General features: G+C 47.3%; 15 protein-coding genes. 10 read left to right on the top strand and 5 right to left on the bottom strand.

From position 1 onward, the window contains the following. Nucleotides 1-8: 8 nt before the first annotated feature. Genes galT through HFA01_RS14505 form a run of 3 tightly spaced genes read left to right on the top strand, consistent with a single transcriptional unit; the run spans nucleotide 9 to nucleotide 4,435 of the window. Nucleotides 9-1,517 (top strand): UDP-glucose--hexose-1-phosphate uridylyltransferase, encoded by a 1,509-nt coding sequence (gene galT / locus HFA01_RS14515; RefSeq protein ID WP_146817487.1) that lies wholly within the window; start codon nucleotides 9-11, stop codon nucleotides 1,515-1,517. Between the two features lie 14 nt (nucleotides 1,518-1,531). After that, complete coding sequence (locus HFA01_RS14510; RefSeq protein WP_146817485.1) at nucleotides 1,532-2,482, top strand: aldose epimerase family protein; 951 nt, start codon at nucleotides 1,532-1,534, stop codon at nucleotides 2,480-2,482. Next, the gene (locus HFA01_RS14505) at nucleotides 2,483-4,435 is read left to right on the top strand and encodes a beta-galactosidase (protein WP_146817483.1); all 1,953 of its coding nucleotides are present in this window, start codon (nucleotides 2,483-2,485) and stop codon (nucleotides 4,433-4,435) included. It abuts the gene before it with no gap. 158 nt (nucleotides 4,436-4,593) lie between these two features. Here HFA01_RS14505 and HFA01_RS14500 read toward each other — a convergent pair whose 3' ends face one another. Continuing rightward, nucleotides 4,594-5,964 carry an LVIVD repeat-containing protein gene (locus HFA01_RS14500; RefSeq protein ID WP_146817481.1) on the bottom strand — a complete coding sequence of 457 codons (1,371 nt, stop codon included), beginning with the start codon at nucleotides 5,962-5,964 and terminating at the stop codon, nucleotides 4,594-4,596. Between the two features lie 247 nt (nucleotides 5,965-6,211). Next, nucleotides 6,212-7,633, bottom strand: coding sequence for a hypothetical protein (locus HFA01_RS14495; protein WP_146817479.1), 1,422 nt, complete (start codon nucleotides 7,631-7,633; stop codon nucleotides 6,212-6,214). A 149-nt stretch (nucleotides 7,634-7,782) separates the two neighbouring features. On the opposite strand from HFA01_RS14495, the gene HFA01_RS14490 reads away from it, so the two are divergent. Together HFA01_RS14490 and HFA01_RS14485 are read left to right on the top strand one after the other, a co-directional pair. Then, a complete protein-coding gene (locus HFA01_RS14490) occupies nucleotides 7,783-8,592 on the top strand; it encodes a DUF3100 domain-containing protein (protein WP_146817477.1) in 810 nt (269 codons plus the stop codon). A 3-nt stretch (nucleotides 8,593-8,595) separates the two neighbouring features. Beyond that, the gene (locus HFA01_RS14485) at nucleotides 8,596-9,048 is read left to right on the top strand and encodes a LysO family transporter (protein ID WP_146817476.1); all 453 of its coding nucleotides are present in this window, start codon (nucleotides 8,596-8,598) and stop codon (nucleotides 9,046-9,048) included. A 68-nt stretch (nucleotides 9,049-9,116) separates the two neighbouring features. Here HFA01_RS14485 and HFA01_RS14480 read toward each other — a convergent pair whose 3' ends face one another. Beyond that, nucleotides 9,117-9,839: a DsbA family oxidoreductase gene (locus HFA01_RS14480; protein ID WP_146817474.1), complete on the bottom strand. Its 723-nt coding sequence runs from the start codon at nucleotides 9,837-9,839 to the stop codon at nucleotides 9,117-9,119. 116 nt (nucleotides 9,840-9,955) lie between these two features. Here HFA01_RS14480 and HFA01_RS14475 point away from each other — a divergent pair, with 116 nt between their 5' ends. The 5 genes from HFA01_RS14475 (at nucleotide 9,956) to HFA01_RS14455 (ending at nucleotide 13,604) form a co-directional block, all read left to right on the top strand. After that, a complete protein-coding gene (locus HFA01_RS14475) occupies nucleotides 9,956-10,327 on the top strand; it encodes a cbb3-type cytochrome c oxidase subunit I (protein ID WP_146817472.1) in 372 nt (123 codons plus the stop codon). Nucleotides 10,328-10,375: 48 nt separating this feature from the next. Beyond that, entirely contained in the window at nucleotides 10,376-11,197 is an 822-nt protein-coding gene (locus HFA01_RS14470; protein ID WP_146817470.1) for a peptidoglycan-binding protein, read from the top strand. Between the two features lie 220 nt (nucleotides 11,198-11,417). Then, entirely contained in the window at nucleotides 11,418-11,603 is a 186-nt protein-coding gene (locus tag HFA01_RS14465; RefSeq protein WP_146817468.1) for a hypothetical protein, read from the top strand. A gap of 27 nt (nucleotides 11,604-11,630) precedes the next feature. Next, nucleotides 11,631-11,927, top strand: coding sequence for a DUF4212 domain-containing protein (locus HFA01_RS14460; protein ID WP_146817711.1), 297 nt, complete (start codon nucleotides 11,631-11,633; stop codon nucleotides 11,925-11,927). 15 nt (nucleotides 11,928-11,942) lie between these two features. Further along, the gene (locus HFA01_RS14455; RefSeq protein ID WP_146817466.1) at nucleotides 11,943-13,604 is read left to right on the top strand and encodes a sodium:solute symporter family protein; all 1,662 of its coding nucleotides are present in this window, start codon (nucleotides 11,943-11,945) and stop codon (nucleotides 13,602-13,604) included. 69 nt (nucleotides 13,605-13,673) lie between these two features. Here the strand turns inward: HFA01_RS14455 and HFA01_RS14450 are convergent, their stop codons facing one another. Both HFA01_RS14450 and HFA01_RS14445 read right to left on the bottom strand, forming a co-directional pair. Next, nucleotides 13,674-15,155, bottom strand: coding sequence for a gluconokinase (locus tag HFA01_RS14450; protein WP_146817464.1), 1,482 nt, complete (start codon nucleotides 15,153-15,155; stop codon nucleotides 13,674-13,676). Between the two features lie 14 nt (nucleotides 15,156-15,169). Further along, nucleotides 15,170-16,027 (bottom strand): MurR/RpiR family transcriptional regulator, encoded by an 858-nt coding sequence (locus HFA01_RS14445; RefSeq protein WP_146817462.1) that lies wholly within the window; start codon nucleotides 16,025-16,027, stop codon nucleotides 15,170-15,172. Nucleotides 16,028-16,356: the final 329 nt, after the last annotated feature.

Here is a 16,356-nt window from a genome sequence, read left to right as displayed (position 1 = left end):
GTGAAGGTATGACGATTTATCAAGACATCGAACATCTCATTCAGTACGGCCTGAGCAAAAGCATGATCTCCGTATGGGACGTTGATTATGTACGGAACCGTCTTTTCCATTTATTCCAGATTGAAGGCGCTTCCGCAGAAGTTTCTCCTGAAGGTCAAGACTATACAACTCCCGTCGCCATCCTTGATCGCATGCTTTCTTATGCGGTCGAAAAAAGGATCATCGAAGAAGATACCGTCACGGACCGGGATCTCTTTGATGCGAAGATCATGGATATTCTCGTACCGCGTCCCTCAGAGGTAAACCGGGATTTTTACTACAAATTCGAGAAAGAAGGACCGCAGGCAGCGACGGATTATTTTTATCAACTATCCAAGGACTCCCATTACATCCGCACAGACCGCATCGCTAAAAACAAGCACTGGTTTAGCCACACAGAATATGGAGATTTAGAGATTACGATCAATCTATCCAAACCAGAAAAAGATCCAAAAGCGATTGCAGCGGCGAAAGCGAAGAAACAAACATCTTATCCGGATTGTCTGCTATGTAAGGAGAATGTCGGATACGCCGGCAGGCTCGATCACCCGGCACGGGACAACCACCGGATCATTCCGGTTGATCTCGAAGGTGAGCACTGGTTCCTGCAGTATTCCCCGTATGTGTATTACAACGAGCATGCAATCGTTTTATCACGGGAACACCGTCCAATGAAGGTTTCCAAGGAAGGCTTTGATCGTCTCCTTGATTTTACCGATCAACTGCCCCACTATTTCGTCGGTTCCAATGCCGATTTACCAATCGTGGGCGGATCGATTCTGAGTCACGACCACTTCCAGGGGGGGCACCATGAATTCCCGATGGCGAAAGCGCCAGTGGAAGAAACCTTCGATATTCCGAGATTCAAAGATATCGAGGCAGGAATTGTCCGCTGGCCGATGTCTGTCATACGCTTGCGAGGCGAGGACCGTCACCGGGTATCGGAACTCGGAGATGTCATTTTACAGTCGTGGCGGAATTACTCGGATAAAAAAGTGGAGGTTCTCGCAGAAACGGAGGGGGATCCTCATAACACGGTAACCCCGATTGCCCGATACAAAGATGGACAATATGAGCTTGATCTCGTCCTCAGAAACAACCGGACGAACGAAGCGCATCCGCTCGGCATCTTCCATCCACACGAAGAAGTGCATCATATCAAAAAGGAAAATATCGGCCTCATTGAAGTCATGGGACTTGCCGTACTGCCTGGACGGTTAGTCGAGGAAATGGAGCAGCTCAGTCGATACATCAAAGAAGAAAAACTAGACGCTGCAGCAAAAGATGGAGCAGTCGAAAAACACGTGCCATGGGCGAAGCAAATCGAATGGGATACAACGACAGAACAAGCTGTCTGGGAACAATTGCAAGAAGAAATCGGACGACGTTTTTCAACAGTTTTGGAACATGCAGGGGTGTTCAAACGTACAGAAGTAGGGAAGGAAGCGTTCCAGCGTTTCATGAAACAATTAGGTTAAGGAGGCGGTGACCAATGGTCGATGTGTGTACGTACCAGAAGACGAAATTCAAGAGTCTGGATGCCGTTGTACTGGAAAATGAGAGTGTAAGAGCGGTAATCCTGCCGGGATACGGGGGGAAGATGGTCAGTTTCTTTGATAAAGAATCCGATTATGAATGGCTGTATCAGACCGATCGTCCGAACCTCGAAATCCCGCCATATGGAGCGGATTTTTCCAACTATGATTCCAGCGGATTTGACGAAATGTTTCCTGGAATCGACAAAGGTCCCCACCCGACCAACTGGAAAGAGGTCCCTGATCACGGAGAAGTATGGACACTGCCGTGGGAATACAAAGCCACCCATGACGGTGTTTCCCTGGAAGTTCACAGTCCGGAATTTCCTTATGTATTGAAAAAGAAAATCTGCCTTCATGGCGATGGTGTGACAATCAAATATGAAGCAATCAACAAGAGTGATGAGCCTTTTCCATTCATTTGGACACCACATGCGCTGCTCAACCTGGATGAACATACAGCTATCGAAGTCCCGGAAGACTTGAAGCAGGTGATGAATGTTGAAAAAGGATCCCAGCACCTCGGTGACTGGGGGAAAACACATGATTATCCGGAGACGGAATCAGCGAAAACAGGGAATAAAATTGACCTGAGCGAACTTGAGCCGATGGAGGAAGGGACAGCAGAGAAATTTTATTTCACAGAGCCGCTCTCTAAAGGATGGTGCTCGCTCGTCCAACCCAACTTGAACAGGAAATTGACGTATCGTTTCCCTGAGAACAAGGTGCCGTATCTCGGCGTTTGGAAAACGCGTGGCGGCTACCGTGGCGAGCACAATATTGCATTGGAACCATGCACCGGCGTGTACGACGATGTGTATCTTGCTGAAAAAATCGGCAAAGTATCCTACATCCCGGCCCACGGCTCTTATACGTGGACATTGAACATCGAGACAGGAGGCTTATAAATGACGTATTTAGGTGTCGATTACTATCCGGAACACTGGCCGGAAGAAATGATGGGGGAAGACCTTCAAGGCATCAAAGACATGGGTGCCAACATCATCCGGATTGGAGAATTTGCGTGGCATCTCATGGAAAAAGAGGAAGGGGCCTTTGACTTTTCCTACTTCGATCATGTGATTGAAAAAGCGAAACAGCACGGCCTTGATGTCATGTTCGGGACACCGACAGCGACATTCCCAGCCTGGCTCGCTCAGAAACATCCATCCATTTTGTCTGAAAATGAAAACGGTAACAAGAGAGTGTTTGGCGGTCGCCGCCAATACTGCTTCAACTCTGACAAATACCGTCAGTACGCAGCAGGAATTACGAAACAACTCGTCCAGCACTATAAAGACGAAGAAGCCATCGTCTCCTGGCAGATTGATAACGAATTCGGTCATGAAGGAAGCGACATGTGCTACTGTGACCAGTGTTATGCCGCGTTTCATCAGTATTTGGAAAACAAATACGACAGTGTAGGACAGCTGAATGACGAGTGGGGAACGATTTTCTGGGGACAGACGTATAACGACTTCTCTGAAATCCCGATTCCAAAGCCGACGGTAACGACTCACAATCCGACATTGAAACTGGAGTGGGCACGTTTTCGTTCCTCTTCTGTCAACGGATTTACGCACGAAATGACGGCGATTGTCAATGAACATAAAGGAAGCCATCAGACAGTGACCACAAACGTGTCCGGCGGGTTTTTCGATAAGTGGTTCGACCACGAAGAAAATGTGAAGCCAATGGATTTCGTGTCCTATGATAACTATCCGGTATGGGGCGGACTCGAAAAACCGATCCCTCCAGAAGCGATTGCCATGACGCACGATTTCAACCGTGGTTTATTGGACCAGAATTATTGGATTGTCGAAGAACTGATGGGAGCTCAGGGTCATGATGTCATCGGCTACCTGCCACGTCCGAACCAGGCGAAAATGTGGTCCTATCAAGCGTTCGCACATGGCTGTTCCAATATGCTCTACTTCCGCTGGCGTGGCATGACGAAAGGTGCCGAGCAGTTTTGTTACGGTGTGGTGGATCATGACAACGTATATGGCCGCAAATATAAAGAGGTCCAATCTCTTTTCAACGAAATCAAAGAGCACGAAGAGTTGTTGAATGCGGAAATAAACTCTGACGTTGCGGTTCTCTATGATTATGACAACATCTGGTCATGGCGTTCGCAGATCCAGAGCAAAGACTTCGATTTCAACGCAGAATTGCTGCGATTATACCGCCCGTTTTACCGGAAAAATACGAACATCGATGTCATCCCGGCAACCCGTGATCTCAGTACATATAAAGTCGTACTGGTCCCTGTCATGCAGCTGATGGACGATACGCTTGCCAGTCGTCTCCGAACCTTTGCAGACGAAGGCGGCACGGTCATCTTTTCCTACCGTGCCGGATTGAAAGGCAGGGACAACAACATCCGACTTGGCGAAGTTCTGCCAGGCCCAGTCCGTGAGTTGATCGGTGCTCGCGTGGAGGAAATTGAATCTTTAACCGCCGCGCACCAGCTTGAACTGCAGGGAGAAGGATCGTTTGCTGAAGTTCCCGCTCACATTTCCGTGTGGCGCGACCTCCTCGTTCCTGAACAAGCAGAAACGCTCTATTCGTATCAGGATCAATTTTACAAAGGGTACGCAGCCGTGACGAAGAACTCGTTTGGAAAAGGAAGCGTCTATTACGTCGGCGGTGGTTTGAGTGAAGAGGCTTTGGAGAAAATTGCTGCCGATGTGACGAATGACTGTGGAATCGATACGATCGAGTCTGAACGTGATGTGGAAGTGTATCGCCGTCATATCGGTGGGGATTCGTACCTATTCTTGATGAATCACAGTGATAAGGAAAAGTCGTATGGGATGGAGAAGCTGGGTCCATTTGAAAGTAGAATTGTGAAGGGATAAGGAAAGTGCAGGAGAGAACTCCTGCACTTTTTTTGTTTAATTGATATATTGTTAATTTGGTCGATATATTCGAGATTTAATTGATAGATCAAGCATTTAATTGATATAAAAAATTTTTGGTCGATAAAAGCCTCCTGGATGAACAGGAGGCTTTATCTTTACTGGTCGCTATTATTCTTTTGCAGCACTTTCAAACCTTGGTTCATATCAGATCCAAGCACGTAGTTCTGATCAACGAACGTTCCCCAGAAATAACCGCCTGCTGGATTATAGACACCTACCTGCTCTGGGTTGCTAGGGTCGGTGATGTCCACCGCACGGATTCCTCCTGCGTAGTGGGAAAGATACAAGGTGTTGCCGTGAACTTTTGGATCGTGGACGGTATTAGCGAAAGTGACGCCATCTTCCACGTCATCGACGAGCTCTGTTTTGAATGTGCTCAGAAGCTTCGGATTCTGCTTATCTTTAATATCAAAAATTCTAGTATAGCCGTAGGACTCTTCATAGCCAGCCTTCGTAGGATTATAAACTTCGCGAGTCTCAATCAGGACATTGCCGCCTTTGGCAAGGGCAGCGGAGTGTGCGGAGCCCTGGACATCAGGCGCATAGTCTGTCCGACCTTCGAATTTCACATTGTAAGGATCAGAGATATCGAGAATGATCGTACCGAGATCCCAGAAGGATAGAAGAGCAGTATCTCCGTTGTTGTCCGTCATCGTACTGTGGTTAAAGACAGGACGTGTCTTTCCATCAGGAGCATGCCAGTTGTATCCATCGAAGTCTTCGTCTACATCAGGTAAGGTGCGCGGGTCGAATTCATAAATCGTTTCCGGAGCAGAAGGGTCACTAACATCAACTAATGCGAAATCCTTCTCTTCTCCGTGGGTTAACAAGTCCGCATAAGGGTTTGCCGCTAAGACGAAAGGCTTTCCTTCTTTTACTGTAAGGTAAAGTTCATGGGTGCCCGGAACGCGCTTGTCCATTTCCCAAAAACCTAGTTTTTTAGGTGACTCAGGATTGGATACGTCATACAAAAGAAAGCCACCTTTGGATTCAGGAGCTGTACGATCAAGTTGTTGGACACTAACCACAGCAAGATCGCCTTTGAACTCTTCAGTGTTCACTTTTTTCACAATGACTTTTTCCTGCCATGTGCCAGGAATGTCATCAGCAAACTTGGCGATTTCCACAGGGTTGGATGGATCTTTCAAATCAAAGATACGGACCCCGCCTTCACCGCCGTTCCTTGTATGTGTACCTACATAAGCATAACCGTCATAGGCGTAAACATCAGCGGTGTTATTCTGGACCCCATCGTATTGTTTTAACTGCGCGGAACCGACTTCCTTCCAGTTTCCCACATTTTTAGATCCTTCCAAAACAGGAACCTCATTAAGTGCTTGAGATCCTTCCTGTCCTTTTTCCACAAAGGCATCATCAAACATGTCGTGGGCAAATGTAGTTGGTGTAGCAGAAAATACTAGAAGTCCAGCCATAGCCGAACTGAGAACGATGTGTTTTTTATTCATCAAATTTCCCCCTCTAATGAAAAGACTTACCAAAATATAACATGTAAGGAAATCGGTTTCACTAATATTCAGAAAAATGAATCATAAGGACAGGTGTTCTATGGGATATTTATCCTGCATTATTATTCTTTCGTGTGTCTAAAGAAACCTAAACAAAAATTCAATATAAGGAAAAAGTTAGGTTTACAAAAAATGGTGTACCAGGTCATCCAGATTCTGGATGACCTGGTACACCATAAAAAGGAAGTTAAAACAGCAGCAAGGCAACGAGGGTGGAGACGATTAATCCGAGGATGACGGGGATGAAGTTTTTCCGGACGAGATCCATGACGGGTACGCCGCAAAATCCGGCGATCGCAATCAAGGAGGACCAGGCGATGATGGTCCCGCCTCCTGTCCAGATGGACCCCATCTGTCCGATGGCAGCAAGGGTGGAAGCGTCGATTGTTCCGTTAGCGAGCGAGGCAGACAAAGCACCGGTAAGCGGAAGTCCTGAGAAACCGGAGCCGTCTAATCCTGTAATAATTCCGATAATCAAAATACTAAAAGCGGTCAAAAAAGCACTTTGCGGCAAGTAATCCTGACTTGATTGGACGAGATCAAAGAGGAAGGAAGGGGTCGCTTCAGCTGGCAGGACAAGAATATCTTTGGCGAAATCCCCACTGCCAAGAAAAAAGAAACCAGCGATCGGAATCACAGGCCCCATCGCTTTAAAGGCGAATACGAAACCTTCCGTAATGTGTGTGCTCACATCATCAAGCGCTTTCTGCATTCCGAAAGCCAAGCTGGAAAGCAACAATAAAACCACAGCGACGCCTCCGATAAAAGCCGCTCCGTCTCCTCCTTCAAATCCGCCCATCCCTCCTGAACTGAGCTTGGTAGAGACCATATAGATCATTACAGCAAGCATGGATAGTGGGACGAGGACGGCGAATATTTTGCTCCAGGCATGAACGCGTGAGCTTTTCGCTTCCCCTGTTTCTTTCAGTCCCTGCATTTGAACGATTTCCTGTTGGTTTTGAGGGTCATCTTTGGAACGGAAGCTTTTCCTGTTTAAAAGATAAGCGAGACCAATGGCAACGACACCTGTCACGACTGATAAAAGCAGTGCCTGATCCATGACGCTTGCTGTATCGATCCCTGCCGATTTTGCCGATAGCTCAGGGGCTACCTGGATGATGTAATCCGAAGACAACGCCATTCCCTGTCCGGCAAGGGCCACAGCCATGGCCGCCACCATCGCAGGTAGTCCCGTACGGATTGCGGCAGGAACAAGGAGGGCGCAAATGAGCGGAACGGCAGGAGTCGGCCAGAAGAAAAGAGAGATGACATAGGTGACGGCAACAAGAATGAAAAACGATACATGACTGTTGACCATCACTTTTTGAATCGGCTGAATCATGCGGGTATCCGCCCCGAGATCTTTCAAAGAACGCAACAAGGCGACCATAAAAGTGATAATCAAAAAGATATTGAACAGTTCCTTGGCGGCCACTAGGTTGGCATTGAAAACACCGACAAACCCGCTGATCAAACTCCCATTAAACATCCAGGCGACTAAAAAAGTACCAAGTAAAGTGGGGAGCACCACCCCTTTACGAAAAATCATCGTCAAGATGATGAGAAGGGTGAACAGCCCGTAAATCCAATGAGACATTGTCAATTCCATAAAAATGCCTCCTCTTTTTTACATAGGCTATTCAATCAGTTCCAGAGGGGTGAAACGCGGAGCTCTGTTTTTGTCAAAAATTGACCTTGAAATAAATTTTCTGAACATTATAATGATTAGTATTATTTATTTTTTAGGGGGGATCACCAATGAAACAACAACTGACGAACATTTGGAAAGATTGGAGGCTGCATGCGGTGGTGCTTGCGATCGTTCTCGTTACGGAAATCATCGGCACACACTCCTTCAATGTCGGTCCTGGTGTGGTACTTTTATTACCGATGCTTTATGCCATCATTATTGGTCTTGTTTTATTCTTCACACCAGTGATCAAAGAGAAACAGTCGAAAAATGCGGAACCGCTCATCGTGCTTGGCGTCACGGTTCTCATTGCGAAAATCGGTGTCATTATCGGTCCTTCACTTCCGCAGATCATTGAAGCGGGACCAGCTTTACTTTTACAGGAATTCGGGAACCTCGGGACGATTCTAATCGCCTTGCCTGTAGCCGTCTGGCTTGGGTTGAAACGTGAAAGCATCGGGATGGCCCACTCCGTCGCACGCGAACCGAACGTAGGATTAATTATGGACAAGTATGGTTTCAACTCTCCTGAAGGGCGCGGAGTCATGGCGATTTACATATTCGGTACCGTGTTCGGAGCTGTATTTATGGGGTTGATCTCAGGTTTTCTAGCCACCTGGACACCGCTCCATCCGTTGTCTTTCGCCATGGCTTCTGGAATAGGGAGTGGAAGTATGATGGCTGCCGCCAGTGGCTCGCTCGTTGCGGCCTTTCCAGCGATGGAAAATGATATCCTCGCCTTTGCAGGGGCCAGTAACCTTTTATCCTTATCGACAGGGCTGTATATGAGCATCTTCATCGGACTGCCGCTTACAGAACGTTTGTATCAACTCATGACAAAAAAGAAACACAGCAGAAGCGTAAGGAAAGGGGCATAAACGATGCTGAAAAATGTACAAGAATGGGTACTGATGCTGGGGATTTTCGGGGTTGTTGCACTAATTGGAAACTGGGTTGGCTATGAAATTCTTCCAACAGCTGCGATCCCGGGGATGCTGATTCTCATCGGCATCTGCCTCGCCGGGTTAATTTTAGGTGACGTGCTTCCAGGTTCGCTGCCAAGTATCGCTTATGTTGCGCTCGTTGGCGTCCTCCTTTCGATGCCGTGGATGCCGGGATCCGACTACATCGTAACCGCAACAAGTGAGGTGGAGCTGCTTGCATTGACGACACCGATCCTTGCTTATGCAGGAATCGCCATCGGCCGCTCCTGGACAGACTTTGTCAAACTTGGCTGGCGAAGCATCGTGGTTGCCGTTTGTGTCATGCTAGGCACGTTCTTAGGCTCTGCACTTATTGCAGAAGCGATATTGAAATTTCAGGGAATCATATAAAAAGATAGTGCTCTAACGCCTTATAAAATCACAAAAAAGCCGCGGGAGACAATCCCGCGGCTTTTCTTCTATTTATTTTCTTCCCCAGGTACTTCACAACCATCTTCTGTACAAGCCGCGCCGCTCTCACTGGATAAATCCTCGAATGCAGGCGTCTTTTCTTCTTCAGCAAAAGCTTTTTCAAGCCCCTGAACGAATACTTCCGTCGGCTGAGCGCCGGAAACGGCATACTTCCGGTTGATGACGAAAAACGGTACGCCTTGTACACCAATCTGCTGTGCTTCTGCTTCTTCGCGGCGAACCGCTTCCGTATAAGCAGATCCCTCAAGAACAGAGACCACCGCATCACGATCAAGTCCGACTTCGACAGCAAGTGCTGTGATCGTTTCATGATCCCCGACATCTTTACCGTCTGTCAGAACCGCCTTGAAAAAGCGCTCAGCAAAGGCATTGCCTAATCCTTTTTCATTGGCGAGTTGAGATACGCGATGGGCATCGAACGTGTTTGTCGGCACGACTGAGTCAAAACGGAAATCGAGACCGACCATTTTCGCCTGCTCGGTCATGTTCTGTGTCATCTCACGCGCCTCTTCCAGAGACCGGCCGTATTTAGCGGCAAGCTTCTCATGCATATTTCTCCCCGTGTTCCGCTCTGCATTCGGATCCAGTTCAAAACTTTTATACACGACATCCACCTGTTTGCCAGGGAAATGTTCCAGTGCTTCTTCTAGTCTGCGCTTTCCGATATAACAAAAAGGACAGACGAAATCTGACCAAATTTCTATTTTCATTGACGTTCACCTCTTCATTAGATTCTCCTCCATTTTACGATGCTTACCGACGGAATTCCATGATTCTGTTTGAGAGACAGCCAGCGTATATATGGGAAAAAAGGAGGTTGGACTTTATGGGCATTACGTTGATCAAAATTTCAGCCGTCTATTTTGCTATTGGAATCGCTGTCGGTTACTACATGTCGAGTGCGCATGACTATGCGCTGACACCGGTGCACGTCCATATCAATTTACTCGGATGGACCGCCCTCACCCTAGCTGGTATTTTATATCACCTTTTTCCTGCACTTGCGGAATCGTTATCTGGAAAAATTCATTTCTGGCTTCATAACGTCGGTCTTCCGATCATGATGCTCGGCCTGTTTTTTGTCATCGCTTTTAAAAATGAAGCCCTGCTGCCACTAGTGGCCACCGGTGCCACGGTGACATCCCTCGGCATTTTTTTCTTTGTATTCAATGTGTTGAAAAACTTGAAAGCTTCCTGACACCAAATCCCTCTCCGCTTCGATTATAGAAGCAGGGAGGGATGTTTAATGATCGCTGTAGAAACGTTAAAACAACGAAGTCTGAATAAAATGGGAAGCGTCCAGCCGATTGTGAAAGAAAAGGTCGAGGAAATGATCGACCAAGCCTATACGGAAGGGATATTTGTCCAAATTTCCTCCGGCTACCGAACGTATGAGGAGCAGGCCCACTTGTATGGACAAGGCCGCCCGGATTATTACTGGAATGGTAAAAGGTACGGACACAGCGGGAACATCGTCACCTACGCCAAACCAGGGAAAAGCAATCATCACAGCGGGAGAGCGGTCGACTTTTTCCTTCTCAGCTCAGATGGAAAAAAAGCGCTCTGGACCGTGAATAAGGATTGGCGCCACGTAGCGGGTATCGCTAAGTCACTCGGTTTTCAGTGGGGCGGAGACTGGTCCAGCTTCAAAGATTATGCCCATCTCGAATGGACGGAAAAATCCCAGGATGTCCGTGACCTTCAAAGAAAGCTGCAGAAATTAGGCTACAATCCAGGACCGATTGATGGCATTTATGGGCCGCGAACAAAACAAGCGGTCATCGCTTTTCAACATCAGGAAGGACTGGAAGTGGACGGCAGCGCAGGCCCGATAACGACAAACAGGCTCCACGCGCGCACCTATCCCGGATCACCCGTTCACTTCGGCGCGAAAGGATCAGTGGTCAAACGAATCCAAGGGGCGGTAGGAACAACGGATGACGGTCATTTTGGTCCATTAACAGAAGAGGCCGTTTGCGCATTCCAGCAACAGCATCGTCTTGAAATTGACGGTGTCGTCGGGCCCCGCACATGGCGGAAGTTGTTTGGAAATCAGCATCCTTCTTAGGGTGCTGGTTTTTTAATAACATCGCTGAGAAGTGGATGGAAATCGACCGAACGCAAGGAAACACCATACAAATCCTCGAAGATTGTCTAATCATATCTTACCTGTTGACAATTTATGAGAATTTTAGAATAATACAAGTTGTAATATTCAATTTAATCTAAATATTCTAAAAAATTTTTACGCACTTATGTTAACGCTTACAAAAAGGAGGGTAGAGTCGTTGCTGATTCCTATTATTCTTTCCGTCATCACCGTACTTTCTGTCGTTTTCGCACTGAAAAAAAAGAAGCCGTTTTTACTGGCGGTTCCGTTCATTGCGCTCTTAGGTGTCGCTCTTGTCAAAATCATGATGGTACCGATGCCTTTCTGGGAAACCGTGCAGTTCATTTTTAACTTAAGAGGATAATGCGAAGGGAGGTGAACGTTTATGAATATGAAGAAGATGGATCCACAGAAGGCGAAAGCCTATTTCCGTCTACGGACGACTTTGATTATCATCTACCTTGCCATTGGGGCAATCGTTTCTTTCGGTGTGGTTCTTTTCGCCGAAAGTCTTCAGTCCTTTACAGTGATGGGCATCCCCCTTCCTTATTACATGGGAGCACAGGGCGCGATCATTACGTTTATCGCACTTCTTTTCTTCAATGCCCTCATCAGTGATGTCGTCGATAAAAAATTCGGTTTAATACCAAAAGAAGATTCCAATCAAAATCAAGCGGTTAACCAATAAGATAGGGGGAGAAATATGGACGCACAGTTTATAGTCTCCCTTGCTTTAATTGTTGCTACTTTTGCATTGTACATAGGTATCGCTGTCTACAATAAAGCAAGGGCTACATCAGATTTCTACGTTGCCGGCCGCGGGGTGCCGCCCGTTTACAATGGGATGGCCATTGGAGCGGATTGGATGAGTGCAGCTTCATTCATCGGCCTCGCCGGTACGGTCATGATTCTTGGATACGATGGACTCGCATACATTATGGGATGGACAGGCGGGTATTTGCTGCTTACGTTCCTTTTAGCTCCACAGTTAAGAAAATATGGACGGTACACGGTGCCGGAATTCATTGGTGACCGTTACCGCAGCAACACCGCACGATTGATTGCCGCTGTAGCAACAATCATCATCAGTTTCACCTACTCGGTAGGACAACTGTCCGGATCGGGCGTGGTTATCGGACGTCTGTTTGAAGTGGACACCGTGATCGGAACGTTAATCGGCGTTGTGTTGATCGCCTTTTACTCAGCGATGGGAGGAATGAAGGGGATCACCTGGACACAGGTCGCCCAATACTTGGTCTTGATCATCGCGTATTTGATTCCGGTCATCTTCATGTCGCTGCAGCTGACGCAGAATCCTGTTCCTTGGATTTCTTACGGAGACGTCGTTTCAGAGATGCGTACGATCGATCAGGAGTTGGGCATTTCTGAATACATCGTTCCATTTACGGAAGGGTCGAAATGGCAGTTCATCGCTCTGATGTTCACACTGACGGCGGGAACAGCCGGTCTGCCACACGTCATCGTCCGCTTCTATACCGTAGCGACAATGAAAGCTGCCCGCTGGAGTGGAGCCTGGGCTCTATTATTCATCGGATTACTCTATTTATCTGCTCCAGCTTACGCCGCTTTCTCCCGTTTCATCTTGATGACAGAAGTAGCAGGTTCCCAATTAAACAACCTGCCCGCATGGACACAAGCGTGGGTGGATACCGGCCGGCTTTCCCTTGCCGACAATAATAGTGACGGCGTACTTCAGTGGTCGGAACTTGTCATTAGTAATGACATCGTCGTTATGGCGACACCTGAGATTGCAAACCTTGGCATCTTCGTCATCGGTTTGATGGCTGCCGGTGCGATGGCCGCTGCCTTATCGACAGCCGGTGGTTTGATGATTGCGATTTCCGCAGCCTTGTCCCACGACATTTATTACCGTTCCATCAATCCGAATGCGAGTGAGAAGAAACGTCTCGCTGTCGGACGCTGGTCGATCGTCCTTGCTACCGTAGCCGCAGGTTTGATTGCATTGAACCCGCCAGGTGCGATTACACAGATCGTCGCATGGGCTTTCGCCTTAGCATCCGGATCGTTCTTCCCGGCGCTCCTTCTTGGGGTATGGTGGAAGCGAGCCAATGGACCGGGGGTTATTGCCGGTTTGGTTGTCGGACTTTCCGTGACACTTGGATACATTTTCGCAGCAAAATACGGCGGATTCACTATCCTTGGAATCATCGATACCGGTGCTGGAGTCTTCGGAGCAACAGCCGCTATCATAGCGAACGTCGTTGTCTCTCTCATGACCGCACCACCATCCAAACAAACCCAGGACGAAGTCACAGACCTTCGCTACCCGGAACAAATCGAATACAAAGACGGAGAATACTGGCTCAAAGAAAACGTCAAATAAAAAATGGAAAAAATAGGTGTACCAGGTCATCCAATATTTGGATGACCTGGTACACCATTTATTTACACATTACATACGATGCAGTTTTTCGAAGTCGGTTTGCAGTTTGCCTGAGACGGACTCGTACACGTCAAAGAGGGCTTTGTATTTCACATGATTTTCAGCGTTTGGTTCATAATGTTCCTTCATTGGAATGGAAGATTTAATGGAGGCCAAACTGTCGACATGACCGAGACTGTACAACGCAACCCAGGCCGCGCCCCAGGCGGAACTCTGATGGCTTACCGGAATATCAATGCGCTTGTTGAAAATGTCTGCAAGCATCTGAACCCACGTCTCTGAACGTGCAAATCCGCCGCTCGCATAAATTTTGTCATGCTTATTACCGAGACGCTCCAGGGCACTTCCGATATGTAAAATGGAAAACAGCACGCCTTCCATTGCCGCTCTTGTCATATGTCCCTTGCCGTGAACTGGAGTCAGTCCGATGAACGATCCCTTCGCTTCCGCGTTCCAGAACGGCGCACGCTCCCCGTTCAAATAGGGAAGGAAAATCAAATTCCCTGCACCAGCTTCCACTTCGCTCGCAAGCTTCGTCAGCTCTTCAACTGGAATTTCATCCTCATTTGAAAATAGCTGCTGGATCCATTTCAGCACTAGACCACCGTTATTGGACGGTCCGCCAGTAATCCACAAATCATCGGTAAAGCTGTAAGAGAACACTTCCTGCTGGTCATCAAGCAGCGGTTCACTGGAAAATTGCCGGATCGCTCCACTCGTACCAATGGTAATCGCAGTCTCACCAGGTTGAATCGCACCAATGCCAAGGTTCGCAAGCGGTCCGTCACTACCCCCGATGACAAAGGCCGTTTCCGCATCGAGACCGGACTTTTCAGCGGCCTCTGCACTCATGCCTTTCATGGCGTACGTAGGCTCAACCGGTTGGAAAAGTTGTTCACGACCAATTCCTGCAAGGGCTAGCGTTTCTTCATCCCAGGTGTGTTCGTGGATGTTGAAAAGACCGGTGGCGGCAGCAATCGAATAATCGACCACTTTTTCCCCGAACCAGCGATACAGCAAAAATTCTTTCACTGAAACAAAATAGTCCGCCTTGTGCCATGGTTCGTAGTCGTTGTTTTTCATCCATAACAGTTTCGAGAACGGAGACATCGGATGAAGGGGAGTTCCTGTGCGCATATACACATCAGGATGGCCTTCCTTCAATGTGGACGCTTCACCAGCACTCCGCGCATCCGCCCAAATCATCGACGGGGAAAAAGGCGCGCCTTTTTCATCCATACAAATGAGAGAATGCATAGCGGCAGAGATCCCGACGCCGACAATGTCCTTCCGCTCGATGGATCGAGTACTTAAATTCAACGCTTCAAGTGCGGCTTCTTCCATTTGAAGCGGATCCTGTTCGGCGTGGCCAACGACAGGGTGGGAGAGAGGATAGGCCACTTCGTACTCCGCAGCAACTTCTCCATTCTTATGAAAGACGACGGATTTGGCACTCGTCGTTCCAAGATCTAATCCAATCACATAACTCATGTCAAACTTCCTTTCTACACACGCTTCCTTGAAATGGCATCACGCATGCGCTGCGTAGCGGTCTGCGCTTGTTCCTTGTTTTTCACACTATAATTGACAAAAAGGGAGTCGATCAGCGAGAGGCCGGCGATCCTTGAAGCGAGGGCTTCTGAACGGAATTCAGTTTCCTCTGCGACCGTGTATAAAGACAGATCGACCACTTTTGTCAGTGGAGATTTTGCGAAGTTCGTAATGGCGATAATCTTCACTTTGTTTTCTTTTGCGACATCCACAATATCTAAGATATCCTGGTTTGATCCGGTATGGGAAATGACGACCGCCACATCCGTTTCTCTCATTTGAGAGGCAGACATCAGCTGCACGTGCGTGTCTGGGTATGCATACGCTTCCATTCCTGTTCGCATAAACTTGTGCTGAGCATCCATAGCGAGGATGTTCGACCCACCACTTCCGAAAAAGAACACCCGATCAGCTTCAATCAAATACTCCATTGCTTTTTTTAAGGAAAGTGGGTTTTGCACATCCCGGGACGTCTCAAGGGCCCGGATATTTGCCTGAAATACTTTTTCCGTAATTTCGAAATCGGTGTCTTCTTCCGATATTTTTTCATGGATATCCTGAATTGGATTGACGATTTCTGATGCTAAAGCAATTTTCATCGCCTGGTACCCTTTAAAACCTAAGCGCTTACAAAATCTGAAAACGGTTGCATCAGCGACCATAAGATTATCCGCGACCTGGTTAATGGTAGAGTGAACGATTTCTTCTGTATTTTCCAAAATGTAATCAGCGATCAGCTTTTCCTTTTCACTGAATTGTGAATAAGAAGAACGAATTCTGCTGATGACGTGTTTCGTGGGAGCCTCAATCATAGGGATTCCTCCTTCGAATCTCAACTTTCTTTTATTGTATATGAAATTTATTTCAAAAGAAAGTTTGGGTGGGTGAAATTTTTTTCTAAAAAACTATTGAACTAAAAAAGATTTATTGTATAATCGGAATTACAGAAAATAAATTTCAGAGTTTTCCTCTGTTCCCTTTTTTTAGAATTTCTTTGAAAGCGCTTCTAATATAGGGGGGTTAGAGGAAGGACAAAGAAAAACTATTTTCTATGGAATCGATTCCTGTTTTGCTGGCTGTTTATTGAAAGCGGTTACTGATTCAGGTGTAGCACGTAAGCTTTGTGAAAAAATTTTACATA

This window comes from Halobacillus faecis (assembly GCF_007991335.1).
GTDB lineage: Bacteria > Bacillota > Bacilli > Bacillales > Halobacillaceae > Halobacillus > Halobacillus faecis.
This window is presented reverse-complemented; position numbering and strand designations above follow the sequence as displayed.